Origin of the sequence: Oculatella sp. LEGE 06141 (genome assembly GCF_015207605.1) — a bacterium.
In the GTDB taxonomy this organism is placed as follows: Bacteria; Cyanobacteriota; Cyanobacteriia; order Elainellales; family Elainellaceae; genus Oculatella.
Genome location: NZ_JADEWO010000074.1, coordinates 1 through 26,840 on the forward strand (window position 1 = coordinate 1; position 26,840 = coordinate 26,840).

22 protein-coding genes are annotated in these 26,840 nt (G+C 48.1%); 11 read left to right on the forward strand and 11 right to left on the reverse strand.

The features are described from left to right. Nucleotides 1-132 precede the first annotated feature (132 nt). Nucleotides 133-945: a sensor histidine kinase gene (locus IQ268_RS28525; RefSeq protein ID WP_228035808.1), complete on the forward strand. Its 813-nt coding sequence runs from the start codon at nt 133-135 to the stop codon at nt 943-945. A gap of 86 nt (nt 946-1,031) precedes the next feature. Here IQ268_RS28525 and IQ268_RS28530 read toward each other — a convergent pair whose 3' ends face one another. After that, the gene (locus IQ268_RS28530; RefSeq protein ID WP_193886237.1) at nt 1,032-1,274 is read right to left on the reverse strand and encodes a hypothetical protein; all 243 of its coding nucleotides are present in this window, start codon (nt 1,272-1,274) and stop codon (nt 1,032-1,034) included. 128 nt (nt 1,275-1,402) lie between these two features. On the opposite strand from IQ268_RS28530, the gene IQ268_RS28535 reads away from it, so the two are divergent. Beyond that, nucleotides 1,403-1,552, forward strand: coding sequence for a hypothetical protein (locus IQ268_RS28535; RefSeq protein WP_193886239.1), 150 nt, complete (start codon nt 1,403-1,405; stop codon nt 1,550-1,552). Between the two features lie 253 nt (nt 1,553-1,805). Further along, nucleotides 1,806-2,450, forward strand: coding sequence for a CHRD domain-containing protein (locus tag IQ268_RS28540; RefSeq protein WP_193886241.1), 645 nt, complete (start codon nt 1,806-1,808; stop codon nt 2,448-2,450). 333 nt (nt 2,451-2,783) lie between these two features. Here the strand turns inward: IQ268_RS28540 and IQ268_RS28545 are convergent, their stop codons facing one another. Continuing rightward, entirely contained in the window at nt 2,784-3,908 is a 1,125-nt protein-coding gene (locus IQ268_RS28545) for an ATP-binding protein (protein WP_193886243.1), read from the reverse strand. Further along, nucleotides 3,901-6,105 carry a histidine kinase dimerization/phosphoacceptor domain -containing protein gene (locus IQ268_RS28550; RefSeq protein WP_193886253.1) on the reverse strand — a complete coding sequence of 735 codons (2,205 nt, stop codon included), beginning with the start codon at nt 6,103-6,105 and terminating at the stop codon, nt 3,901-3,903. Before IQ268_RS28550 ends, IQ268_RS28545 begins: the two co-directional genes overlap by 8 nt. 1,407 nt (nt 6,106-7,512) lie before the next feature. On the opposite strand from IQ268_RS28550, the gene IQ268_RS28555 reads away from it, so the two are divergent. Beyond that, a complete protein-coding gene (locus tag IQ268_RS28555; protein WP_193886255.1) occupies nt 7,513-8,538 on the forward strand; it encodes an ABC transporter substrate-binding protein in 1,026 nt (341 codons plus the stop codon). Between the two features lie 209 nt (nt 8,539-8,747). On the opposite strand, the gene IQ268_RS28560 is transcribed toward IQ268_RS28555, so the two are convergent. The 6 genes from IQ268_RS28560 to IQ268_RS28585 all read right to left on the reverse strand — a co-directional run bounded on the left by IQ268_RS28560 (nt 8,748) and on the right by IQ268_RS28585 (nt 15,491). Next, on the reverse strand, nt 8,748-9,140 hold the full coding sequence (locus IQ268_RS28560; RefSeq protein ID WP_193886257.1) for a response regulator: 393 nt from the start codon (nt 9,138-9,140) through the stop codon (nt 8,748-8,750). 302 nt (nt 9,141-9,442) lie between these two features. Next, nucleotides 9,443-10,732, reverse strand: a complete 1,290-nt coding sequence (locus IQ268_RS28565; protein ID WP_339383694.1) for an ABC transporter ATP-binding protein — start codon at nt 10,730-10,732, stop codon at nt 9,443-9,445. A 37-nt stretch (nt 10,733-10,769) separates the two neighbouring features. After that, nucleotides 10,770-11,789, reverse strand: coding sequence for a glycosyltransferase (locus IQ268_RS28570; RefSeq protein ID WP_193886259.1), 1,020 nt, complete (start codon nt 11,787-11,789; stop codon nt 10,770-10,772). 348 nt (nt 11,790-12,137) lie between these two features. Then, a complete protein-coding gene (locus tag IQ268_RS28575) occupies nt 12,138-13,028 on the reverse strand; it encodes an ABC transporter permease (RefSeq protein ID WP_193886260.1) in 891 nt (296 codons plus the stop codon). A gap of 37 nt (nt 13,029-13,065) precedes the next feature. Further along, entirely contained in the window at nt 13,066-14,115 is a 1,050-nt protein-coding gene (locus IQ268_RS28580) for a glycosyltransferase family 2 protein (protein WP_228035810.1), read from the reverse strand. An 89-nt stretch (nt 14,116-14,204) separates the two neighbouring features. Next, entirely contained in the window at nt 14,205-15,491 is a 1,287-nt protein-coding gene (locus tag IQ268_RS28585; RefSeq protein WP_193886261.1) for a glycosyltransferase, read from the reverse strand. A 1,685-nt stretch (nt 15,492-17,176) separates the two neighbouring features. On the opposite strand from IQ268_RS28585, the gene IQ268_RS28590 reads away from it, so the two are divergent. The 5 genes from IQ268_RS28590 (at nt 17,177) to IQ268_RS28610 (ending at nt 21,295) form a co-directional block, all read left to right on the forward strand. Continuing rightward, nucleotides 17,177-17,479, forward strand: a complete 303-nt coding sequence (locus IQ268_RS28590) for an RNA-binding protein (RefSeq protein WP_193886262.1) — start codon at nt 17,177-17,179, stop codon at nt 17,477-17,479. A gap of 162 nt (nt 17,480-17,641) precedes the next feature. Further along, nucleotides 17,642-17,830: a 30S ribosomal protein S21 gene (gene rpsU, locus IQ268_RS28595; RefSeq protein ID WP_193886263.1), complete on the forward strand. Its 189-nt coding sequence runs from the start codon at nt 17,642-17,644 to the stop codon at nt 17,828-17,830. Between the two features lie 64 nt (nt 17,831-17,894). Then, a complete protein-coding gene (locus IQ268_RS28600; protein WP_193886264.1) occupies nt 17,895-18,194 on the forward strand; it encodes a pentapeptide repeat-containing protein in 300 nt (99 codons plus the stop codon). A gap of 88 nt (nt 18,195-18,282) precedes the next feature. Further along, complete coding sequence (locus IQ268_RS28605) at nt 18,283-18,813, forward strand: hypothetical protein (RefSeq protein ID WP_193886266.1); 531 nt, start codon at nt 18,283-18,285, stop codon at nt 18,811-18,813. Next, nucleotides 18,806-21,295: an ATP-dependent Clp protease ATP-binding subunit gene (locus tag IQ268_RS28610; RefSeq protein WP_193886268.1), complete on the forward strand. Its 2,490-nt coding sequence runs from the start codon at nt 18,806-18,808 to the stop codon at nt 21,293-21,295. The genes IQ268_RS28605 and IQ268_RS28610 overlap by 8 nt, the downstream gene beginning before the upstream one ends. Nucleotides 21,296-21,408: 113 nt before the next feature. Here the strand turns inward: IQ268_RS28610 and IQ268_RS28615 are convergent, their stop codons facing one another. Further along, nucleotides 21,409-22,614 carry a glutathione S-transferase family protein gene (locus tag IQ268_RS28615; RefSeq protein ID WP_193886270.1) on the reverse strand — a complete coding sequence of 402 codons (1,206 nt, stop codon included), beginning with the start codon at nt 22,612-22,614 and terminating at the stop codon, nt 21,409-21,411. A 480-nt stretch (nt 22,615-23,094) separates the two neighbouring features. On the opposite strand from IQ268_RS28615, the gene IQ268_RS28620 reads away from it, so the two are divergent. Beyond that, the gene (locus tag IQ268_RS28620) at nt 23,095-23,745 is read left to right on the forward strand and encodes an OsmC family protein (RefSeq protein ID WP_228035811.1); all 651 of its coding nucleotides are present in this window, start codon (nt 23,095-23,097) and stop codon (nt 23,743-23,745) included. 350 nt (nt 23,746-24,095) lie between these two features. Then, the gene (locus IQ268_RS28625; protein ID WP_193886272.1) at nt 24,096-25,025 is read left to right on the forward strand and encodes a hypothetical protein; all 930 of its coding nucleotides are present in this window, start codon (nt 24,096-24,098) and stop codon (nt 25,023-25,025) included. A 126-nt stretch (nt 25,026-25,151) separates the two neighbouring features. Here IQ268_RS28625 and IQ268_RS28630 read toward each other — a convergent pair whose 3' ends face one another. Then, nucleotides 25,152-26,018: a dienelactone hydrolase family protein gene (locus IQ268_RS28630; protein WP_193886274.1), complete on the reverse strand. Its 867-nt coding sequence runs from the start codon at nt 26,016-26,018 to the stop codon at nt 25,152-25,154. Between the last annotated feature and the right edge of the window lie 822 nt (nt 26,019-26,840).

The window sequence follows — 26,840 nt, forward strand, 5'->3', positions numbered from 1 at the left end:
TGGGGTCTTGTCCCAGTCCGATTGGCTAACATCATTGATGGAGGGGACAGGGTTCTCTTCCATCTTGTTAGCCTAGCAGCACCTCTCGATTTTCTCAATTCCCTTTTTCAACCCCTTGAACAGTTACAAAAAATGTCCAGTCTTGGACAGCTCGTTGCCGGGGTTGCTCATGAAATCAACAACCCGGTAAACTTCATCTTTGGCAACCTGTCCTATGCGAATGACTACACCCAGGACTTATTGCGACTGATCCAGTTCTACCAACAACAGCACCCTGACCTGTCTGCTGAAATGGAATCAGAGGTTAGCCAGATTGATCTAGAGTTTCTGATGGAGGACTTGCCAAGACTTCTAGCGTCCATGCGAATTGGGGCAGAGAGAATTCAGAAGATTGTGGCATCTCTACGAACCTTCTCCCGCATGGACGAAGCTGAAATGAAGGATGTCAACCTGCATGAGTGCCTTGATAGTACCTTAATGATTTTGCAGAGCCGTTTGAAGGCCAGTCCAGTTCGACCCGAAATTAAGGTAATTAGAGAGTATGGTACTCTCCCTCTTATCGAATGTTATGCCGGACAGCTCAATCAGGCATTTATGAATATTTTGAGCAATGCGATCGACGCATTAGAAGACGCATTTACCAACCAGGTGCAATACGCTCCTTGCATCACTATTTGTACTCGCCTGGTTGACCAGAACCAGGTATCCATTGAAATTACCGATAATGGTTCTGGAATGTCGCTAGCAACACAGCAGCGGCTATTCGATCCCTTTTTTACCACCAAAGCAATTGGTAAAGGCACGGGGTTGGGGCTATCTATCAGTTATCAGATTGTGACGGAGCGGCATCAGGGATCGCTACGATGCACCTCGGAACCAGGACGAGGCAGTTCATTTATGATCAAAATTCCAATGGCACAGACTTGTCCAACCGTGAGAGTCTAGCCCTGTGGCAGGAGTGAATGCAATTAGACGATTTGCTGCAAAGAGTAACGTGTGGACTATTTTTCTGGTCTAGAAATTAGTCTGGTCTAGAAATCAGTGGCAACCGTTGCTAGTGACAACGCTAGATGACTCTGGTTAAATGGCTCACTTGAATATTGCTTCACCGATTTCAACTTCATGGGTTGAGCAGAGTCCAATGCGGTGGTTACTCGATTGCTACCATCAACCCTGGCTTCATACGCTCCAATTATGTGGCGATCGCTCGACATAAACTCAAGCCGAACCGTTGCCCATTTAGTATACGAAAGCCAATTCCATCCTTCTTTCATTCAGATTTCGCGTTCAACCATTTGCTCAAATTTGCCCAACCCCAATCCTTTGATTCATGCCCAACCCGATTCTGAATTTTTAGCAGAAATTCGCCGCTTAAACGGCACGCGCGAAGCGGTGTGCACTGATGCAGTTGCTCCTGCCTGCCCTGAGAGCCGATTTTACGCTCTTTGAAACCTATGGCTACACAGCAGAACCACCCCTGAGCTACCCCACTACAGCCATTAGAGGATTACAAGACCCTCAGGTTTGCTGCAATGAATTAGAAGCGTGGTGATCGCAAACTAGCACAGCCTTTTCGCTACAAATTTTTCCGGGCGAACCCTGTTTTATTCATTCAGCCCAGGCACTGCGGCTGCCCTATCTGGCGCAAGAACTGGATCAAATAAAGTCTGCCATTAGTGCATCCAAATCAGTAGCCAATCCGTATTAGTAGGAGATCGATTACCCGCTGCTACAACTGAACGATCGCAAGGCTCGTTTAGCCAGTAGTGTGGTACGCATTTTCTCACCTACAGAAGGAAACACTGATGAACAAGGCCAGACGGATTCTAGTCAACGTTGTTTTGGGAGCAGTCACCTGCTTGTTTTGCGTTGGTCTCTCAAGCCCCTTAATGGGTACCAGCGCATCACCTACCGTTCAATCGTCTTTAACGCCATCTAACGCCGCGCCCTTCCAGCGCACGGTTGAACGGCACCTGGCACAAAATCTACAAAATGCTGAGTCTGCTATCGTGGCTCAAGGAATGACAGGCAGCACAATGACGCGCTATGTTGCGGTAATGACCAAAGAAGAGGTTGTACCCAGCACTCCATCTACCTTTGCTTTTGGGGCTGCCGGAGCGGTCTTGATGGGCGATCGCCTCATCATTCGAGGAGACTTCAGCAATTTGGCTAGTCCTCTGCGCGATTTTGCAACCGACCCGGTTGATCCACCCAACCCCAACATCACCTCTGGAATTCACATCCACCAGGGCGATGTAACGGTCAATGGCCCCTTTCAATATGCGTTGAATGTGGATCTGGGTAACAACGAAACCACGGGTCGATTCAGCGGAGAGTACACCTTAACGGGTGAACAGTTACAGGCGTTGTCGAACGGCATGTTGTATGTCGATATACACACTGCCCAAAATCGCGGCGGAGAGCTACGTGGCATCCTCCAACCTTACTAAATCCTGCCTTGAACATGGAGCGCTTCCAGTCAGAATGAGCTGATTTAGTGTCAGTTAAGTTTTAGACCTGGTGGCCGGAGCGAGCTTCGGGGCGTGGAGTTCGATACGCTCAATCCACGCCCTTGCAACTACCGTCGGCGGAGCCAAAACCACCGCACAGGAGAATCGGCATTTCAGGAGGTTTGCCAGTCAGGACTGGAGGCCGAACACTCTGTAAATGAGGTTGGGGAGATAAAAACGCCCTCGGTTCGCGGCCTGCTGACTCTGTCCTCACCCAAACCACAGAGGAGCGATATTGTAAAATGCAAAAAATTGGCCAACCCATTGGGACTTCTATACGCTGCGACAGCGGTTATTGGCTTCGCTATTTGAAAAGAATGTTACGGTAGCTGTCGTTCCGATCCCCACCTGGCTCTCAATCAAGATTTGCCCACCGTGTAGATCTATACATTTTTTAACCATCGTCAATCCTAATCCGGTACCAGGAATTTCACCCACATTCTCGGCTCGTTGAAAGGGGACAAACAGGTGCTTTTGAGCGTCTGCGGGAATGCCGATTCCGGCATCTCTGACCTGTAAACTGACTTCGCCATCTGTACAGCAGAGCGTTAGATAAACATTTCCGCCCCGAGGGGAGTATTTGATGGCGTTGGTTACCAAATTGGTCAGAATATGTCTAATCAAATTGGGATCTAAGCATGTATCGCTGCATTCACCCTGTTGATTAAATATAATTTGATGGTTATGCCCTGCATTAAACTGCATTTCGTCCAGGATATCCCGGCAAAACTGGCTGATATCGAGCAAGATTGGGTCGAATTTTAGACTGCCCCCTTCTGCTCGACCAACGGCCAACACATCATTTAAAAGCTGATCCATCGATCGCACCGATTTCTGGATCAAATATAAGTATTCGCGGCGACGCTCTTCGGGCAACGAAAGACCGTGATCTTCCAACAACTGAGCCGCCGACAGAATTGAAGTCATAGGGCCGCGAAACTCATGGGCAACCATCGACCAAAAGCGAGATTTCAGTTCGCTTAGCTCTTTTTCTTTTTCTAACGCAACACGAACCGCTTTTTCGGCTAAGCGGCGGCGCAGCGCAACCTCGATCGCTGTATGTAAATCCCGTTCGTCAAACGGTTTAACAATGTAACCAAACGGCTCCGTAACTTTGGCTCGTTGCAACGTGGCAGTATCGGCATAGGCCGTTAGATAGATAACAGGAATATCAAACTCTGTTCGGATGTGTTCTGCCGCTTCTATACCATCCATTTCCCCTTTTAACTGAATATCCATCAGTACCAGATCGAGCGGCATCTCGGCCACAACCTTGATCGCTTCTTCGCCAGACGCAACGGTGATTGGCACAATGTAGCCTAGTTTTTTTAGTCGTTTTTCGATATCTCTAGCCACGATTCGTTCGTCTTCAACGACTAGAATTCTTTCACTAACCATGTGCCTGCCCCTTCCCTGTACCACCTATTTCTGAGAACGTAATCGTAAAGGCTGTCCCGTTGGTTCTATCAAGCTCGACGTGTCCCTCTAGCTGTTCAGTAAAGATGCATACTAACTCCAGCCCTAAAGATTCGGTGTTACGGAAGTCCAAATTGGGCGGAAGACCGACTCCATTATCGCAAACCGACAAAACAAACCGATTATCGCTTGCGGTAGAAATATCGATTCGAATTTCATTCTCTTCGCTGGCTGTTGGAAAGGCATGTTTCAGCGAGTTGGCAACGAGTTCATTAATAATCAAACTACAGGGGATTGCAGTATCAATATTAAGCCAGATTCCTCTGGCATTCGTGTACAGGGTTGTTGTTCTTAAACCAGCCGCATACGACTGCATTAAATTGTCAGTCAGATCACGAATATAATCATCAAAATCTATTTTTAATAAATCATTAGATTGGTATAGCTTTTCGTGGATCAGTGCCATCGACCGGATGCGATTCTGGCTGTCGTTGAACAACTCCAGCACTTTTTCGTCTCTTACGTAATCCGATTGCAGCCGCAAGACGCTAGAGATGACTTGCAGATTGTTTTTAACCCGGTGATGGATTTCTTTGAGCAATACTTCTTTTTCTTTCAGCGATAGCTTTAACTGCTCCTCGGTGCGCTTGCGTTCAACGAGTTCGCTTTGCACCTGCTGATAAAGTTCAGACTGTTGAATGGCGATCGCCATGTGAGTCGCTAACTGCTTCAGCAAATCTGCCTCAAAGGCTCGCCAAACTCGTGGCCCAGAGCAATGGTAGGCACACAGCAACCCCCACAACTCCTGACCCTGTAAAATAGGCACAACCAGACAAGCCCGAATATCGTACAACACCAGAATGTCGATGTGGCACTGAGTTAACCCAGCGGTATAGATATCTTCTGTGGTTTGAACCCGTCCGGCTTTGTAGGCTTGAGCATAGTTCTGGCCAAAGCAGGTGTCTTTAAGGGTGCTATTGAGTGCTGGTCGCCAGCCAGCGGCCACCGATTCAACCACCACCGTTCCACTCATATCCGGGTTGAAGCGGTAAATAATCACCCGATCGGTCTGCAAAAACTGCCGAACTTCATCGACTGCCGTTTGCAAAATGGTTTCTAGATTGAGAGACTCCCGAATTCGCAGAGCCATTGCGGCTAAAATGCTGCTGCACTGAAGTTGTTCTAGCAGTTCTGCCGGGTTGTTTAGCGCCTGCAATTCTAGCGCGGAGGGATGGGGCTGAACCCCGCTTGCTTTTTCTGCGGCAAACTGTTCGATCGATTGCTGTAGCTCTTCTGCCACATGACGCATTTCGTCGAGCGGTAAGGTATTCAGAAAACAGGTTGGGGTTGCAATGCTGAGCAACTCTCCCTGCGCTCCGGCGATCGCAAACCGCTGCATTTGTTGTTGCTGCATCTCCCAGTACGCCACCAGGATACTTTCTGATGCGCTAAACCGAAGGAGCGGAGTGGCCATCACCGTCTGAGCCGGAATGGTTGATAGATCCAGTCCCAGCGTATGCAGTTGAACCACATGCCGCCGCAGCACAACGCCAACTGGCTCCGGATGGTGCTCCCCTTCCGCAGTTAGTACGATCGTTTCAGCAGACTGCTCAAGCATCGTTTGAGCCAGGTTCAACAGCGAGGTAGACATAGGAGCTTGAACCACCGAACCTGCCACCAGTTCTGCTAGAGGGGTCGATTTCAGCAATTCGTCGAGCTGCAAGACACTGCGAATTCCAGCGGGAGTGACCATTCCCATCAGGTTGCCATCATCGTCCACAACGGGCAAGTGGGAAATGTTGTGCTGACGCAGAAGAGCCAGAGCTGAAAAAACATCGACTTGATCAGACTGAACCAGAGCGATCGCAGGTTGGCTGATCGCTTCAGCCACCGATGTATTGACTAAATCGTTGCCTGAAACAATGGCTCTTAGCGCATCGCTCTCGGCAAACACACCCAGAACAGTTGAACCATCTACCACCAGAATGCCGCTAGCCCGAGCTTCACTCATCAAGACGGTGTTGAGCGAGATCCCCATACCCGGTAAGTTACAGCTACTCTGGGCTTTGCCCATAATTGCAATAACTTCTGCCAGCGATGTCTCAGGCGGCACCTTTAGTGGTCGCCGATCAATGGCCGACGTTAAGTTAAGCAGAGAAGTAATCTGATGGTGTTGCATGAGTTAGCCCATGTTAGATCGTGCTACAGCCAAATGTTTGTTTGGCCCCCGTCAGACGGCTATTCTTTGGAATCAGAGTCTCGGAGGCTATTTAGAGGATGTCTTAACAGTGATAAGCTCCAACTCCAACAGCCCCCTAATCTCCCAAAACTGGGTGACTTACCGAATCAATTTTGTTTCAAAGTCCCCCAAAATTGGTAGAGTTGATTCCTTAAACAGAGAAAAAGCTTGGAATTCGCATTGCTCCATTGCCCGTATTTCGGTGTCCAACACGAAGATGGGATTCAAGCGATTTTTCTCCTCTTAGAGAATCCTCCCTACCCCAAAATTGGGGGATCTAGGGGGCTAATTTAGAATGTTGAACCATTCTCAGACACCCTCTTAACCGGATCGTCTAAACCGGATCATAAGGTCTCCTAATAAGGGTGGAGCATTCGGCAGATAGCCCTTGAAAACCCAGACGTATCGCCGTAGCTTCCTTCTCGCAGTTATACTGCGTCCCTACAGGTACCGGACTATAAACCAGATCTTTAAAACATCTCTAGCCTGCACGGATATGCTTCCACAACTTTCCCAATTGTAAAGGGTACTCTTCACCTACTTTATAAAAGTAAGTACTGAAATGTTTCATTTGGCCGATTGAATGTGAGTAAAGAGGTACAACATTCAATCTACAGCGCTAACCCTGATCTTCAAGCAATTTATCAGCCAACTAGCTGACCTAAATCTTACTTTCTATTACTTAGTATGTGAATATATTCACTGAGGGATTGTTTTAACAGTGCTAAGTGTCACTCAAACTACTTCCTTAAATTCCAACAAGTTGTGGAATTTGGGGGCGAATGCGTAACACTTGATCGGGTTCAAATCCCCTCCGAGTAGCGTTGAAGGTGGCCTGATTCTGCATGGCTTTTCTACCCCGCTAGAATTAGCGTCAAAACCAGGGATAGAGTTCACCCGTTCAAGTTCTCCTTTAGGTTAAGGAACTCAGAGAACTGAGACAATAGCTGCTCTGGAAACACTAGAGCCAGAGAACGCGCAAACGTTTGTTTGATACGCTCAGTTCTACTTAATCTCCTTACATTCACTGAAAGGAAAACTTTTGCGTGATCTCATTTGCAGAGCCGTCAGGAAAGGTCGATTGTTTGACATTGCTGAATTGCGGATGAATTCGCCTCATCCCTCGCAATGTTGGGAACTTTGGATGTTCGGCAGTTCCCCAACATTGGGAGATTTGAGGGGGCGATCCGAGCCATGAGCTATCAACGATGCATTCATCTATTCAGCAACGCCGATTACTTCTAATATGCTTCTAATATGTTTCAAATGTGTGTTCAAACATCCTCCAGGAGTTGTTCTAAACTAGGCTGAACCAATTTTTGCCAATTCGCAGGAGCCGCCTGTCCAATGTCTAAATTGCTTAAACGAACGGTCTTACTGATTGGACTGTTTACTGCATCGCTCTGTCTGATCGTGGCTTGTAATTCCCAGCAGGCCAGCGTTTCTAATCAATCGTCCTCCGCTCAATCGCTCAACCAAACCAAACCGCTGGTTGTGGGGGTTCCGCTGTGGCCGGGATTTGGAGCGCAATATGTTGCCCATGAACTGAAACTTTTCCAGGAAGAAGGGCTAGAGGTTCAGGAAGTCTTTTTTCCAGTGCAAAGTGACTCCAACACAGCGCTCTTAACTGAACGAGTGGATCTGGTGCTGACTGGTGTTCCCGATCTGATTACGATGGCAAGCCGGGAGCCATCCTTGCGATTGATTATGCTTTGCGATTATTCAAATGGTTCAGACGGAATTTTAGGGCGCAACATCACCCAGCCAGAAGATCTTAGAGGTAAAACGGTTGCCAGAGAGAATTTATTGATTGAGATCTTGCTACTGCGGCGCTATCTCGAACAAGGCGGATTAACCGAAGACGATATCAACATTCTGACCATGCCTGCTGCCGATGCTGCAACCGCATTTGCTTCAAAACGGGTTGATGTTGCAGTCACCTGGGAGCCGTTTCTCACCAGAGCGGCTGAAGAGGGAGATGGAGAAATTATTTTTACCACCGAAGATACCAACATCATTCCGGATGGATTTGTTACACGAGATGCGATGATTCAAAACCGCAGACCAGAACTGCTAGCTTACCTGAGAAGCATTGACAAAGCAGTTGCTTTGATTGAGAGCCGAGATCAAAAAGCGGTTGATGTGATTGCCAAACGGTTGGGAGTGACTCCTGAAGAAGCTCTGCCCCAGATGGATGGCGTGCGGTATTTAGGAATTCAAGGCAACAAAGACATTGTATTTAATGCAGAGCATCCCATGAACATCTTTGATAGCCTGCAATTTGCGGCGCAGACAGCACAAGACATTAACCTGACTCCAACCCTGGTGGATGTCAATACGCTGTCGGATGATTCGCTTCTGAACGAACTGTAGCGATCGCCTCCATATCATCCAACTGCCAGAGTAGTGTTGCAACTCCAGACCAGAATCGGGTTGTAGGATCTGCACTCCGACTCTATTCATGGTGGTCTTCTAATTCTTTGCACCACTATTGGTGAATTAACAGATAGATCTGGCCTGAATCTCTGGCCAGATCTATCTGGTTAGACTATCTAAATCGAACTATTTGAGTAGACGCTGGCTCAACGTTTCAGCTTTGCTTGAAATGCAATGAGTTGTTCGATGGTGAGCAGTAACTGTTCAAAGTTGATTGGCTTACGCACAAAATCAGTTGCACCTGCGGCCAACCCCTTAACCCGACAGGCTGTAGTGTGCGCGGTGATTAGCACTATTGGAATCGATCGCAGCTTGCTATCCTTGCGGATGGCTCGCGTTAGCTCGTATCCGTCCATGTTGGGCATCATGACATCCAACAGCACCAGATCAGGAGGGAGCGCCTGCATTTTTTCTAACGCTAAACTCGCTGTATCCGCAACATCAACGGTATATCCTTCAGACTCTAGAAACGCTTGAAGCAAAAATATATTGTCTGCTAAATCATCAACGACTAAAATATGGTGCTGCTGATTGGACATTGCATAAAGTGGTTTAAATCTTTCACTGTTCAACGGCATCAGTCTTAAAGATTTGTATCTATGCTGTTGATGTTCCACGTTTCTTATACAAAAGGCATGTAGCTAAAGACGGATTTGCCTGTCCTTTTTCCAAGAGGATGGTTTAAAAGTCTAATTTGTAGCCCAACCCCCGTGTGGACGTAGCATTCGGCGAATAGCCCTTGAAATAGACCCAGACGTATTGCCCGTAGCCTGCTTCCCGTGCCTTTACAGGAGATGTTTGCTATCTAGTGAACAGCACATTTGTTACAGTTCAAGCATCATTAGCATTCCGTTGCCGTTACCTTCCAGGTACGGGGTTGATAAAACTGACAGCGGCTCATGGCTTGCCCCGCTTTCACGGTAAACCGGAACGATTCAACAATATCGAACGACTTAACACCGCTCCTGACATAGACTCTGGCACTATAGACCCCTGGAATTAAACCGCAATACGGCAGTTGCATTTGAATAGTAACCGTCCCAGGAGTGATGTTGAGATATTCACCATCGCTGGCCGATGTGAGATATAGAACCTGATCATTTTCACCAGAAAACGCTTTAATAATAATCCCTAAATTGGCATCGCTGATATCCTGGTACGCTTTGCACTCTACATGCAAATTAGCAGGTTCTCCACAAATCAGCGTTTCCAGGCGGTTACCCTGCTCATCTTTGAAATACAAGGAACGAATGTCTAAGCCCGCACTTTGGCTGCGCGGTTTTTCAGGTAAAATCAATTCTCCTTTTGCGGCTTCTGATCCACTCAGACAAAGATCTTCCTCATATTGGCGCACCACCGCTTCCGTTGCACCACCAGCAATCAATTGCCCTTTCTTTAAATAGATAGAGGTATTACAAACATTCAATACGCTGTGCGAGTTATGCGACACCAAAATAAAGGCGGTGCCCTGCTCCCGTAATTGGGCTAAGCGACGGTGACACTTCATCTTAAACTTGACATCTCCAACCGCCAGCACTTCATCAATTAATAGAATGTCGGGTTCGATGTAAACCGCACAGGCAAACCCCAACCGGGCAGCCATACCGGAACTATAGGTTTGTACTGGTGCTTCTAGCGCGTCCCAGATTTCGGCAAAGTCAACTACATCTTTAAACCGTTCATCGATCTCGCGGGTGGATAACCCAAGAACAGACATGTTGGCGTAAATATTTTCGCGTCCAGTAAGGATAGGATTAAATCCGGCTCCCAGGGCGATCAATGGAGCTACTCGTCCTCTCACCTTGACGGTGCCGACATCGGGATGAATCAGGCCGCTAATAATGCGTAATAGCGTACTCTTTCCGGCACCGTTTGAGCCAACTAGCCCCAGGGCTTCGCCTCGCCGCAACTCAAAACTGACATCTTTGAGTGCCCAAAATTCTTTCGATCGCAACACTGTCCCGTTTCGTTGCCCACCCGTTAACTCTGTAACAATGTCCTGAACTCCATAAAACAAAGAATGCTTCAAATCTCGGCAAAACTTCTTGGCGACATTTTCCACCGAGATAACAACGTCTTCGTTGTTGGAATGTACGGTGTTATCTGAATCAATTGGCTGTTGGGTTAGCACTAGAAAACCATCCTTACCAAAACATCAAAAAAAGAGATTAGCAAGCAGACTTTTCCTTGGCCTGAGTCTCTGTATTAAACGATTGAAGCGATAGTTTCAGTTTAGTCACGAAATAGGAAACTGCTTCTGCGGTTCGGCAACCGAAAACCCCCTGAACTAGATTGTACACAAGGTTGCGATCGCGCACCTTGAATCGCGGAAACAGCCGCAGCGATTGCTCGACCGCCTCTAAATACCTCTGGTATTTCTGGTTGTCGAGGGACGGGTAGTCAACATATAGGTACTCTCGACCCATATCAAAGTAGCCCTTTGCCAACGCTTTACGATAATTGGGGGTTAATCTGCTTTGTTCAGTCAGTTGGCTTTCTGCCTTTTTCATTACATAGCAATGGCTATCTAACCAGCGACGTTTGCAGGACGTAGACACGGTAACTTTGCCATATTCTCGATAAACAGACTCACACCCGGCTTGATAAAAGAAGGTTGCCCCACTCATGGCAACAGTAAGCAAAAAGTCCCTGTCCTGTGCAGCCTTGAGGGTTTCATCCCAACCGCCACACTGGTTGACGGCGTTTCGGGTAAAGAGGACGGCGGCAGGCGACACCCAGCGATCGTTTGACAATAACGATTCTAGAAAATCTGATTTCGGGCCACAAATTTTCACCTCGCTTAAATAACTGGTGCCATTGGGCGGATGGTGTCGATATTGCCAATCCCCATACACCACATCTGCATTGGTTGCTTCCAAACATTGAACCTGTTTTTCTATTTTGGTTGGAAGGATGTAGTCATCGGCATCCAAATACTGAATATAATGGCCGCTCGACAAAGCAAATCCCCGATTTCTAGCATGGTTGCCGCCCCGGTTGGCTCCCGTTTCCCAGGTTAGCCGATCCTGATACCGTTTCAGGATTTCAATGCTGTTATCGGTAGAGCCATCATCAACAACAATGATCTCAATGTTTGGGTAGGTTTGGTTCAGGCAACTGTCGATCGCCTCAGCTAGCCACCGTTGTGCATTGAAGCAAGGAATAATAATTGAAACAAGCTTTAGCATCTGCATACTCCTGAGTTAAGCCGCAACAGTCTGGAGAATCTCGCTCGTTGAAATGAACCGGATCGATGCTTGTGGCTATGAGTCGCCCCGAAACAGACACAGAGAATCTCTATCATGGCTGGCAGAATCAAACCAGCAGCCATTGGCGATCGCTCGTCTGAGAGGATGTCTTGACAGTGCTAAGCTTCAACTCGAACTGCCCCTAATCCCCCAAAATCGGGGATTTCCGAATCAATTCTGTTTCAAAGTCCCCCAAGTTGGGAGATTTAGGGGGCTAGTTTAGAATGTTGAGCCATTCTCAAACACCCTCTGAGCTTCAGTAGAACAATACGGTATGCGCTAAATGCGCTATGAACTAATCCGTTCAATGACAAACGGCATCGCCAAGCGAAAACTAATCCAGGTCAGCAGTAATCCCAGCAACGTAAAGACACTGGCTATCCAGAACCCAGTCACCTCTGATAAGACTCCAGTAGTTGCCAACTCTCGTGTGGTAACGAGTAACGGGGTCACCGGATTAAACTTAACCAACATCCCAAACGTGCCTTCACTGGGAACCGGATAGACAACAGGAGTAAGAAAAAGCCAGAGGCTAGTAACCATAGTCAGCCCCTTTGAAACATCCTGATACAACGCGCCTAGAGGGGCAAGCAAAATGCCAAATAGGGTTCCCAACAAGATTAAATGCACCAGAGCAACCGGAGCTAAAAGCACCGTCCAGCCCACTGGAACTTGAAACCAGAGAAATAGAGCAACAATCAAAATTAGCTTAATGGCAAAGTTGAAAAAGACTTCACCTAGTTTAGATAACACGATCGCCTCACGCGGAAAGTTAACCCGGGTGAGCATTGGCTTAGCAACGGTTACCGCCTGTACGGGGCCGTTGAGCGCTTCCACAAAGGTTTGCCAGAGGGATGTGCTAAACATGACATAGGCCGTGTAAGGAATATCCGTTTTGCCAACATTGAAAACATTAGCCTCCCCGGCCAGTGTAAACCCGACGGCCAGGGCGATCGGCGGCAAAAACGCCCAGGCAATACCCAAAAACGATTGCCGATATTGAGCTTTGATATCTCGCCGCATCAATTGCCATGCCAGTTCCCGCGAAGCAAGCAGATCTCGCCACATTTGCTGAAGGAGTGCGATCGGTCGCCTCAATCGATTCTCTGGTGTATAAATGACCAGAGGTTTTTGCTTCAAACTCCGGCTATGATTCAACGTCGTTCTCCTCACACTCATTAACCAAGGATCTGTAAAGAACGGAGCTATCCCGTTCTCAATGGCTCGACAAAACTTCTACCTTACTTGAACTTGCCACCGCAGTCTTTATTTGCGGCGGTTGTTGCTTAGCATGGCGATCGGTAAGGTAACGATTCAGCACTTTATCAATGCGAACCAGAACATTTTCCAGTCGTTGATTGTCTCGTCCAAAACTGAGACGACGAACCAGAGGCCGGATAATGGTATTCCTGCGTCTCCAGCCCAAACCGCCATACTTGGTCTTGAAGTACCCGTCTTCTGCCAAATCCCATTTTTCCCGCAGGCGATTCAGGCTATTGAGCACCCAGGCATCGCTCCAGCGCAGCATGTAGTAAGGAATATCAGTGAGTTCAAGCGGAGGGCCAGGTACATAAGTCACCAGGCTGGCGGGTTCAAAGTAAATCGTTCCACCAGCCTCAGCGACCGTCATACAAAAATCGAGATGCTCTTTAGTGTTGAGCATGGCCTCGTCCAGCATTCCAATTTGGGCAAAAATTGAGCTGCGAACCAACACACAATGAAACTCAGCGAGTTCGGTCTGCTGCCGCTGCAATTGATCGCGGATATCAGCGACGCGCTTACCCTGCTTATACATCTTCTCGCGCAGGCGACGTCTTCCTCTGGTGTCGAAGATGACATGCGATTCACCCCCGGCAAAGTGTACGATTTCATGCACGGGTTCTTCTTGGCACATTAATGGCCCCACAACAGTCGCATCGGTTTCTTCCGCACACTGCACCAGGTGCGCTAGCCAACCCGGAGACGCGATAACATCATTATCGACAAATGCAACATACTTAGTCTCAACCTGAGCCAGACCCAAATTGCGAGCATGGTTGGGGGAAAGGTAGTAAGGGGTACGAATCATTTGGAACCCTTGCTCTTGGGCTTGAGTCTCCAAATAGCGACGCACTTTGGCTGGCGAGTTGCCATCAACATAAATTAGCTTGAAGGGAACATCGGTGTATTGATAAATGCTTTCTAACGACGATTGAGCGCAGCTAAATCGCTCACGCGGGGTAACCACAATCGTGACTAGCGGTTGTTCAATGGTGATTGGATGCATAGGACAATTTCAGGTAACTCTAAATAAAGGCTAATTAAGACGCGGTGTAGTACAGATCATCTGGACTTCAAACTTGATAACGGCTACGGTTAGCTTGACGCAAGCATTACAGCCTGAGGAGTCGATCGCTGCGGCATCGTTTCTCCGGTTAATACCCGTTGATAAATCTCCACCAGCTCATCATTTAACTGGTGCATATCATAATGGGCTTCAACATACGAGCGACCTGCTTTGCCCATCTCCACCCAACACTCTGGATGCTCAATCAGGTCAATTAGTTTCCGGGCGATCGCCTCTGCGTCTCGTTCGGGCACCAAAAAACCAGAAATACCGTCTTGCACCAATTCTGGAATACCGCCATGCGTAGTAGCAATCACGGGTAGCCCCATTGCCATGGCTTCTTTTAAGGTGTTGACCGGAGCATCCTGGTTACCATCTGCGGCGGTAACGCTTGGAGCAATAAAGACATGGGATTGGTCAAGTACATCAATGATCTCCTGTTGCTGCCTCCAACCCAGCAGCTTGACACAGTGAGCCACACCCAGTTCTTGAATCAGTTGCTCAAAATACTCTTTAAGATAACCATCGCCAATGATGTTGTATTCAAGGTTGGGATAGCGTTGAACAACAGTAGCAATGGCACGAATGCCGTACTCAATTCCCTTCTTTTCAATTAATCGCCCTGTGGTTGCTACGCGAATTTGACCATCCGAACTGGGATATCGCGGCTTGAACGTAAACTTACTGCAATCAATACCCGATCCGTGTACTACAATCTTGGCTTCATCACAACCCAGTTGAATTACACGCTGGCGAAAGAAGTTACAGTTGGTGAGAAAGAAATCGCCAGTGATCAGAAGCTCATCATAAACGCGATCGCCCTTTTCTTTGAGATACCAGCTAATATCCCACCCGCGAAACGATGACATCAGTTTTCCCTGTAGTGCTCCCAGCTTGCACAGCATTAGAGCCTCAAGAGCATAATTACCAAACTGGCAATGAATAATGTCATAGGGAGGTCGATCCAGCGTCGGAATGGCTGCATACAGCGGACGTAAGGAGGCGACACCTTTGCCGTATTTGAAGACATTGAGCGCTCGCAAACAAACAATGGGATTCCGATGAAAATTGAACACCAACAGTTGCAATGCTTTTAGGACTCGCTCAATGTAATGATCGGGAACCTGGGGAGCATAGTAAACGCGATCGAGTAGACCATATTTTTCCACACTGGGATGCATCTTTGTTTCGCCCGATGGCCCTTCCAGTGAATACAGCTCAACATCATGTCCGCGATCAATCAATCCAGTGATTTGGTTCAGGATGAATGCCTCTGACAGAACAGGGAATCTGCCTAGAATAAAAGCAACTCTCATACGTCTTTCGTCTGACCTAATATGCTCTCAGCAGGTAATAACAAGGAAAAGTCCTTGCAGAGACGAATAATCAACCTTTCCAAGCTTTCTTTCACAAGCTCTAGAAACTTAAACTAGGCTCAGATAGGGTCTTGACTATCAGCAACTGCAACATCTTTCACTTGAAATCGTTGAAAACGAACACTACAAACGCCGCTTGAATGACCCACCTTTGAACCTCACTTCAGGTCAATGTTAATTTTTTGCTGGCCGCTCATGGAGCGATTAAGCTTTAACCTTGTACCCGATAGCTCACAAATATATTAGAGAAGAACGAAATCAGGTAGCTACAGATCAATAAAATCTTTATCGTTACTTCATATTAATTAGCATCAATTAGAACTTGTAGCAATCGCTTCAAAACCATGACACAAGCGTCTTTTGTCCGCTACCAAAACATACATTCTTCTGCTCATACGCACTGTTGGAACGCATATTCCCATAGCTGCCTTACAATTTAAGGCTCTACAAAGAGGACTGTACAAGTAAATTTATACATCGTGCAGTATTCAAGCCAGCTAACACTAACAATTAGTGCTAACCAGCATTAATAAACAACACTGCACCAAAATTGAATCACAAACTACTCAAATTTAATGGATTTGACCTGGGTCTTTCGTGAGAATTTTCTCATCCAACTGTTTCACCTTTTCTACCTTTAAGCAGATGTCAGATTCAGCATTCATTCGATCGCTTCTCGCAGGTAACAATGGCTACCATTGAATTATTTGGAAACCACTGAAACCGTTTATAGAATGTTGGAATAGATACAGAAAACAGCCTCCGTTAAAGAACAGCGACCAGAACGAAATATTCTAATTCAGGTAGACCTGTCCTCCATTCAAATCACCGCTTTAGCCAACCGCACTGAAGGTACTGATTGCGGTGCTACACCACATCCACACATCTATTAAAGCTATGGGCTTTGATTTAGCCTGCTTTCCTCCAGATGTGAAATGAGTTAGTAGCCATACAGCAACTGAGGTCGGTATTGCTGCCTGGAGGTATGAACGGGTTTGTTTCAACGCCTGCTGTACGGGCAATGCAATGCCTCCAAAATTCGTCAATGTATTCAGTAATACCGTTTCGCTCTGACATTGTTCCGATGTTGCTATCACCGCTTGACTCGATCACTTCTTTCGGCTAGGGGTAGTGAGGATTCATTTCGGTTCGGATGAGCAGAGCAATTTTTACGACGGCTCTGCCCCAGGAAGACGGTCGAAACATAACAATACGCAGGCCGCATTAAGATAAGCCGCATTCGATCCCTAATGCCTCTAAAATTGCCGGACTTCCGAGCCAGCCCTAACTTTAAAGTCCACCAGCGTTAGGGGCTTAACGCTCGCAGCAAGCCAGAAGGCACCTCGAATAACAATCAGTACCCTGTTACTCTTGTTGTGGGGTATGGGGTAGATAAAGCGTTCAGTCGCCCAAAACACGTGTGCCAGTACTGTTCCTGCGCCCCCTGCCGGATGACCACTGCATTCCTGTGGGTTACAGTGGGTTCCTCTTCAGTCCCTACCTCTTCAGTCCCTATAGTTAATGTGCTATTGTGTGCCTATTAGGATTATTTTCGGCTGCATAACTCGTTTACAAGCGTTTCTCCGAATCTAACTCTCTACATCCATCGATTCTGGAGATACTGTATGTCAATCTATGTCGGCAATTTGTCTTACGAAGCAACGCAGGACGACATTGCCCAGGTTTTTGCAGAGTATGGCACAGTTAAGCGTGTTCAAGTGCCTACCGATCGAGAAACAGGTCGTTTGCGAGGGTTTGCCTTTGTTGAGATGGAAACAGAGGCTGAAGAGACAGCAGCGATCGAAGCATTGGATGGCGCAGAATGGATGGATCGCAGCTTGAAAGTCAACAAAGCGAAACCCCGCGAAGACCGAGGGTCTTCAGGAGGTAGCTTTGGTAACAGAGGCGGTTCTTCCCGTCGCTACTAAATCGCCGCCAGGTCGCCATTGGTTCATCACCAACTCAAAGCAGAGGGTCAACTCAACTGGTTTTGTCTCAGATCAACCACGAGTTCCCTCTTTAAACAACTTACCCACCACAAGTTTGTGCTTAATAACGTCTCAGATTAGTCCATACGTAAGGAGATTTAGATGACCCAAGTTATTCCTGGAGAAAATGAAGGAATTGAGTCAGCGCTACGTCGATTTAAGCGGGAAGTTTCGAAGGCAGGTATCTTTCCAGACATGAGAAAACACCGCCACTTTGAGACACCCATTGAAAAGCGCAAGCGTAAAGAAATTGCCAGACATAAACAGCAGCGAAAACGGTTCCGTTTATAAGAACTGAACGAACCGAACGCACCTGTCAACTGTTACGTAACCCATTCATTTCCTTAAACTCCATATGAACGTCAAAGAACTGTTGAGTCGTCATGCTGCGGGACAACGAGATTTCAGAAACCTGAATCTGATTGCAGCTAACTTGAGAAATCTAAATTTAAGCGGTGCTAATCTGAGTGGCTGTAATCTTACCAACGCCAATTTGACCAGAACCAATTTGAGTCGGGCGAATCTTACGGATGCCATTTTGACTGGGGCAATCCTAACAGAAACTAATCTAACTGGGGCAACTCTAGCAAACGCAACACTAAGTGATGCAGGTTTGGGTCAAGCCAATAAGCCTGGAGCCACCGTGAGTCGATAAGCGCCATTAGCAATTCCACCTTGCACCAGATTCTTGGCTGTTGTGAACAAGGCTATCAACAGATGTTTTTCCGGGAGGATCGGTTGCTATGACTCCAGAAACAATACGCACTATTTCACAACTGAGACACGAATTCTACTCTCTCTTTGCGGCATCCTTATCGACCCCGGTTAACATTACAAACGAAAAAGCGTATTCAAGCAATCTTTCCAGAGCATCCTGGATCGATGCAAAACAACAGTTGAATTACGTTTGTATTTATGCTTACACTGCACCTGATGCACTGGTGCCTGAGCGTCCGTTTATATTGCGAGTCGCTATTAACAGAGGAGCCGATGTCATTGCGGCAGCAAAGCGGGGTAAAGGCAACCAGGGTCTGAATCGCAAGTGGCAATTTGAGCTAACTCTACTGCCTGAAGAACTTTTGGAGTTTCTTCCCTGGGTGGTAGGTTTGGTGAAATTCTACGACAGAGGAGCCGCTCTATTGCTGCCAGAGCCACCCTGTTCGCTCGATTTGCAGCCTGATAACAGGCTATCATTCCATAGCGCATGGACTCCCAGGGCAAGCGATCGATTCTCGCAACGAATAATTTCTCCATCGGATCTGTGCCATGTTTAAGCACTTCACAGAGGCGGCTATTCAAGTCATCAAACTGGCGCAAGAAGAAGCCCGTCGTCTTGGTCATAATTTTGTTGGAACCGAGCAGATTCTATTAGGCTTGATTGCAGAAGAAACTGGCGTTGCAGCAAAGGTGTTGCAATCGCTGGGTTTAACTCTGGCGGATGTACGGCTTGAAGTCAAGACGCTGCTGGGTCAGGGTACTGGCTCGGTGGGTGTCGAGATTCCATTTACGCCCCGCAGCCGTCGGGTTTTGGAAATGGCGATCGAACAAGCTCGATTGCTAGACCATCCCTATGTGAGTACCGAGCATTTACTGCTGGGGTTAATTCAAGATGGGGAAGGGTTAGCCGCCCGAATTCTAGAGAACCTGGGGGTTGACCAACGCAAAATTCGGACAACTGTACTGCAAACGATCGCCGAGACAAAACCAATTGCGGCAGGCGATCGCTCTAACCGTAAAAAAACGCCCACCCTGGATGAGTGTGGAATTAACCTGACTCAACTAGCCGCTCAGGGTAAGCTCGACCCGATGATTGGTCGGCAAACCGAAGTAGAGCGGATCATTCAAATCCTGGGGCGGCGCACCAAAAACAATCCCATTTTGATTGGCGAACCGGGAGTCGGGAAAACCGCTTTAGCCGAGGGGCTGGCGCAACGCATTGTTAACCGCGACGTACCGGCCACCTTAAACGACAAGCAAGTTTTAACGCTTAATGTTGGCTCGTTGATTGCAGGCACGAAGTACCGGGGCGAGTTTGAAGATCGTCTCAAGAAGATTGTGAACGAGGTTCGCGCCTGTGGTGATGTCATTTTAGTCATTGATGAAGTTCATACCCTGGTGGGAGCGGGTGCCGTAGAAGGAGGGCTGGATGCAGCCAACATCCTGAAACCGGCACTGGCACGCGGCGAACTGCAATGCATTGGCGCTACAACGCTGGATGAATACCGCAAGCATATTGAACGAGATGCGGCATTAGAGCGTCGGTTTCAACCCGTGATGGTGGGTGAACCCAGTGTTGAAGAAACCATTTTAATTTTGCGAGGGCTGCGTAGCCGTTATGAGCAGCATCACAAGCTGATTATTTCCGACCTGGCTCTGGAAGCAGCCGCTAAACTGGCAGACCGCTATATTGCAGATCGCTTTTTACCAGATAAGGCGATCGACTTAATCGATGAGGCCGGTTCCCGCGTCCGAATCAGCTACACCAAACGGATCGCGGCAGCTAAAGACCTGAATAAAGAGCTGCGTCAGGTTTTAGAAAACAAAGCAGAGGCTATTCAATTACAGGAATTTGAGCAAGCCGGAACGTTTCGCGATCGCGAACTAGAGCTTCAGGCGGCAATTCGAGCGCTACCGCCTGAGGAAGCGTCTCCTGCTCCTGAACCGCCAGCCAGCAAAAGGTCGGACAGCAGCGCTGCACCTGTTGTAGACGAAGAGGACATTGCCCACATTGTGGCCTCGTGGACAGGCGTTCCGGTGAGCAATCTTACCGAATCCGAATCTGAAAAGCTGATGAAGATCGAAGATATCTTGCACCAGCGGCTGATTGGTCAAGAAGAAGCCGTGAAAGCTATTTCTCGCGCCGTTCGGCGTGCTCGGGTTGGGCTGAAGAATCCCAATCGCCCGATCGCCAGCTTCATTTTTTCGGGGCCAACGGGTGTGGGTAAAACCGAATTGGTGAAAGCACTCGCTGCCAGCTTCTTTGGGTCGGAAACCGCCATGATTCGGTTGGATATGTCTGAGTTCATGGAGCGTCACACCGTTTCTAAGCTCATTGGCTCTCCTCCTGGCTATGTGGGTTACAGCGAAGGAGGACAGTTAACAGAAGCCGTCCGACGACAACCCTACACGGTGGTGCTGTTTGACGAAATTGAGAAAGCTCACCCGGATGTCTTCAATCTGCTGCTGCAAATTTTAGAAGACGGTCGCCTTACAGATGCCAAAGGTCGCCGGGTTGACTTCAAAAATACGCTCCTGGTTATGACCTCCAATGTTGGCTCAAAGGTGATCCAGAAAGGTGGCGGCGGGCTTGGCTTCAACTTTTCCGATGACCCAGCCGATTCCCAATACGCCCGTGTTGTAGCGTTGGTCAATGAAGAACTCAAACAGGTCTTTCGTCCAGAGTTCCTCAACCGATTGGATGAGATCATCGTCTTCCGGCAGTTGACCAAGGCCGAAGTGAAGCAAATTGCTGACATCTTGCTGCGTGACGTGTTTGGCCGTTTAGCAGAGCAAGGGATTACGCTGGACGTTACCGAGCGGTTTAAGGATCGCCTGACCGAAGAAGGCTACAATCCTGAGATGGGAGCGCGTCCGCTGCGTCGGGCTATTACACGCCTGTTAGAAGACTGCCTCACAGAGGAAATCCTGTCGGGACGGTTAAAGGATGGGGATAGTGTTGTTGTTGATGTCGATGCTGAGGGACAAATTAAGGTGGTTCCGGGCGATCAACCCTGCCCTGTATCCCCATCAGCATAGAGCCAGGCGGATAGGCTGAACAAAGACCATCGCCAGTGGCATCGAAAATGGCAGGCAATCATACACACGATTGCCTGCCATTTGTCAGATATTGGGTCAACTGCCTCTGGAGGTTAGCGTCTGGCAAATTGAGCTGGGTCTTGATCGCGCCGATGCTTTAACGGAATAGGGGAGCCTGGTTCATCCCCGACTAAAGCAGCGGTTGTCTCTAAAGCTTCTCTTAGCCGTTTGGCGGCATAAATGGACATGTCACGAGGAACATTGATGCGATCGCGCAAATATCGCAGTGCCGAGTCAGATCCGGCTGGCGGCTTACAGCGTTCACCAGTCATCATGCAGGTCAGGGCACAGCGCAGAGCTTGATCAAACAACGAGTCAGTCGCAGGGTTAACTCGAATAATGTTGGCACGGTGCTGAATCACGCGGTGCAGGGCTTCCGCACGCGAGTTCTCTGGTTCGGGGTAAGTGACATCGGGCAGACCGATCCAGGGGCCATTATCCACCCGGTTCTTGTTCAGGAGCATTTGAGGCTCACCATTTTCCCAACAGCCTCCCATTTGCGGCGGTAGATCATGGGCGTGGGTGTGGAAATCGCTTTGGGTGCCACGGTAAGTAGAACGGCTTTCCATTGCCTCAAACCAGGCGGCAAATCGCGGGTTTTCCTCGCGCAGCGAATATCCTTTGTAGTAATACAGGCTGGCATTCATGCGTTCAACGTAGGGCGTGAAGATCACATCCGCAGTGCCAAACTCTTCCAGGAAATAAGCGCCAGGGGTACGAGCCAGGGCTGTCTCGACCTTGCCCACCACTTCTATAAACTGCGATCGGTTCCGCTGTTCTTGTCGAGGCAACATTGCCGGATAGCATAGCCAGCTACACCAGGCTCTAAAGAGAAGCCGCTCCAGCCGCCGCAGAGGAATCACTGTGGCATCTTCCATCCCCTGTCCTAAAGCCCCAAACACCTGTTCCAGAGCAATCAAAATATCATCGCTTTCAGTAATGATCTGTCCATCCAGTTCAAGGGCGGGTAACATGCCGGAGGGCACCTTGCGCTTATACCAGCTTTCCTTCTCCCCGTAGCAAAACATTGTCACTTTTTCAACCCGGTAGGGGATCTGTTTTTCCTCAAGCCATAGCCAAACTTTTTGACAGTAAGGGCACCAGGCGTGGTTGTCGCGGTATAGCGTTACCCGTACATCCGATTCGTTACAACCAAAGAGACGCAACCGAGCCTGAGCATTGGTTGCTCCATTGATGGGCTCAGCTTGAAAGTCCGTAAGCGCTTCGAGTTCTGTCCAGCTTAAGGGAGCGATGGTCATCGGGCGAGTGTCCTGAATAAGCTCAAAGTTATTAGCTTAACCTGAGTTTAGAGGATGTTTGCAAAGTATCAAATGGGCTGCATTCGTCTCCTTTTCTTGCTTGCCGCAGGTGTTACAGCAGTTCTCAATCGAGTCAGCCACAGTCTCGCCAAGATGGGGGCGGGGTGTAGGGTTTGAGGCGTGGTGAATGAAAATGGCTGTAAATGGCTGGTTCATCACATTCTCAAGCTGCACGGGTGGTGATGTGAACAAAAATGCTGCTTATCCAGTGGCAAGAGACTCCCTTAAGGAGCTTCAAATCATGCAATTGTGCGAGAAGAAACTGGAGTGGCATTGAAGAAGAGAATTGAAGCGGTAATGATGTCTCACTCTATCGTCAGGGCTGGCCTGTAGCTGATTAAGCAACAGCATGAGCTACCTACCAGTTACAACAAGCCAGTTACAATACCACTCCACAGTACATGACAAATGTAATGCTCGTTGCGTGACGTTTATCAGATTTGGCTTAGCGCTTTGCTCCTTTATCTTGAAGTCATTGAAACACTTCATCAAAGGATTATCTCTATGGTTATGCAAGACGTTCAACCTCAAACCATCAATGGAATCGATACCCATGCAGTCACCGAACTGCTCGATATGGTTGTTCAAGATTTTACCCAGGGCATTACTAAGTTTGAAGTAACAACGGCTTGGGCCGGTGGCACTGCAACCGCCACACGAGTAGAGAGCTGGCAACTGGGCGGCAATACGCTCCCTAGAAAATTCACCATTCGTACAGATGAACCGGAAGAGTTTTGTGGAGGAAATACTGCTCCGAATCCTCAAGAAACTCTGATGGCCGCTATGAATGCCTGTATGACCGTGGGCTACGTGGTGGGTTGTGCCATGCACGGCATCGAACTGGAAATGCTGGAAATCGAGTCTGAAGGAGAACTTGACCTGCGTGGTTTCTTTGGTTTGGATGATACCGTTAAACCAGGTTATGACAAGATTCAATGCACGGTGCACATCAAAGGTAACGGTACACCAGAACAGTTCCAGGCCATTCACGAAACAGTAATGGCCACATCTCCAAATTTTTGGAATATTACAAATGCTGTCAGCGTGAAGCCATCGCTGTCTGTCGAATAACAGGATCATGGGCTGGCTACCTGAGCGGATGTTTCAAAAGTGCTGATGGTTACTCGAACGCCCCCCTGACTCTTTCTGGGGACTTTGAACCAGAATCGACTCGGAAGTTTCCCAAGGTTAGGGATTAGGGGGCGAATACAGCCCATTTGATACATTTAAGCCATCCTTTAACCCATGTTCTTTTATTGGTTGGGTTTCACAGTGTTCAACCCAACCCACATACAGTGGCGGTTTATTTGGGTTAGCGGAACCCAAAAAAGCCAACGCAAGAATCGAATTTGTGAGGGTTTTGTCAGTCAAACAGGGTTTACGGGTCGCTTGAAGTTCCTATTTGATTAGAGGATCGATTTATGATTGCTACACGTTCTCGTTCCTACAACTATCAATCTACGCTAGAAGCATCAATTCGCATCAATTGGCACGTCAAAGACATTATTGGTGGAAATAGTGTTCTAGATTTCACCAAACCCTTTCTGGCTGAAGCGTTAGCAGGTGTTTCCTCCATTCAATGCTTGAGCGATCGCGAGAAACTCCTCCTAAACCAGATTCGCGGCAACAGCTATCTGAACCTATTTGGATTAGTGGAAGAGTTCATTGTGCCGCTGGTGGTTGAACACGTGCAGCAGATCGGCTATGAAGACATCCATGCAACGCAAGCTTTTCTACATTTTGCCGAAGAAGAAAGCAAGCATATCGATTTATTTCGACGGTTTGCAGAGGCGTTTGAACAGGGGTTTGGAACTTCCTGCGGCTGTATTGGACCCAGTAAAGCAATTGGAGATGCGGTTTTAGCTCACCACCCGTTGGGGGTCGCGTTGCTCGTCCTTCATATTGAATGGATGACTCAGCGACACTATTTAGACAGCGTGCAAAATAATGCCGCAGAGGATCTTGATCCGCAGTTTTGTAGCCTCTTAAAGCATCACTGGCTGGAAGAATCTCAACACGCCAAGTTAGACACCCTGATGGTGGAATATATGGCTAAACACTTAACTGAGCAAGGTATCCAGGCTGGAATTGATGCCTATTTCAAGATTGTTGATTTCTTGAACGGTGGGCTAAACATGCAGACTCAATTGGATATTGACAGTCTTTCTAGAGCCAGCGATCGCGTATTCACAGGTGCCGAAGCTCAGGAGATTCAACTGGCTCAGGAAGCATCATACCGATGGGTATTTTTAGGCTCAGGCATGACACACCCTAATTTTCTTCAAACAATGGGTGAACTGAGTCAGGCGGGTTTGGCTCGTGCGGTGCAAACCGCCAGGGACTTCTCCTGAATCAATTCAACGAATCATTAGCAATGCCAATCAATGATCTTGTACAGCAATGGCCTGTTGAGTGGGTTCAACAGGCCATTGCAACGGCACGCCACCCACTTTAACTTTATAGGAGTGCCATTTAACTTAACTCAACTGGTCGTTGAGGAAAGTAAGGGTTTTCTCCCAGGCATCCTCAGCCGCTTCGGCGTTGTAACGAGTTCCAGAAGGGTTGGCAAAGGCATGATCAGCCCCTTCGTAAACGTGAATTTCGACAGGCTTATTTAGTGAGATCAGAGCCGATTCAAAAGCGCGAACCGTCTCAACTGAAGGATTATCATCCAATGCGCCAAAAATACCCAGAATTGGCATCTGGAGCGGCTGCAACTGCTCCGGCTCCGTTTTCAACTCGCCGCCATAGTAAATTACAGTGGCATCAAGCTGCTCTGGCAACAGCAGAGCGGCATTCAAAGACCAGCTTCCACCAAAACACCAGCCAATGCTGCCAATCTTAGACGCTTGCTGGTTCGTTTCTAAATATTGGTAAGCCTGTCGAAGATTCTCTTCTAGCCGTTGGGGATTCTGTGAAGCCGATTGCACCTGCGCTCTTGCCTGGTCTGGAGTTCCTGCCACCTGCCCAAACAGATCAACCGCTAACGCGGTGTATCCTTCTCCTGCCAGTCGTCGGGTCATCATTTCAATGTTGTCATTGAGTCCCCACCATTCGTGGATCACGATTAGCCCTGGCAACGGCTCACTGGTATCGGCAGGACGTGCCAGGTACCCAACCACCGGAGTGCCATCAACGGTGGCATAGGTGACACGTTCTGCCGCAACGGGCACCGTGGGCGCTTGGGCGATCGCCCCTGTAGCGATCGGGCTGTCGTGGAGATGAGATTTGAGAAGTCGGCTGCTATAGTCTTCAGCCGCCAACTGGCTCTCACTGGGTCGCAGAACCGACCAGGTGACAATCAGCAAGAACGTAAAAACAGCAATGCTCAATACTTTACGCATAATTGACGTTTGAAGAACCTACAGTTACAAAGTGTATCGATTTGAAGCCGATCGCCCATCCTCCATGCGGGCAGCAATGAAGGCCATACCGACTGAAACCCACACACTCACTCTAAATTGGGCTCTTACGCAAATTTGGTGATCTGGGTTCTTGGAGTGCTCTAAAACCTCAAGTCCCTCGTTGGCGTAATCAACAATCTCACCTCTTTTCACCAAAACTGCGTAAGATCACCAAAACTGCGTAAGAGTCAAAGATCTTGAATGGGAAGGATGGCTAACCCGTTTTGGAATTGCACCATTACTACCAAACTTTCAAGGGGCAGTGCTTAAAGCTTCTACAATTTATCCCTCAACAAGTCGAGAATTTACTGGGTTCTGGGGAATTATTTCGTATGGGGTTACAGCCGGAACAGCCTTTGATTTTACTACTCCACTGCCACTACAAGTTGGTTTACGCTCGCCAGGCATATTAGGGGCAGGATCCTGGGTTTTTGCAGGTGAGTACGCTCATTTGGGTGCGAGAGACCCTAATTTTGCGATTGGAGGATTTACTATAGGTTTTGGCCAGGGAAGCTACATTAGTCGAATGACTGGATATGCTGCTGATGCTAATGTAAGTTTTTATTCAGGACTCTCGATACCTCTACCAGGTTTTGAATCAGAACCTACAAATCCTACCCCTACATAGATAAAATGTAATCGTTCACGGGGTGGGGGTATCAGTAGGCAGCAAGGATGGAACAGGTTCTCCCTGGCGAGCAGCCCGACATGCCTCAACCAAGTAATCTAACACTGGGCGATTTTGAGATCGCAAGGTTGTCA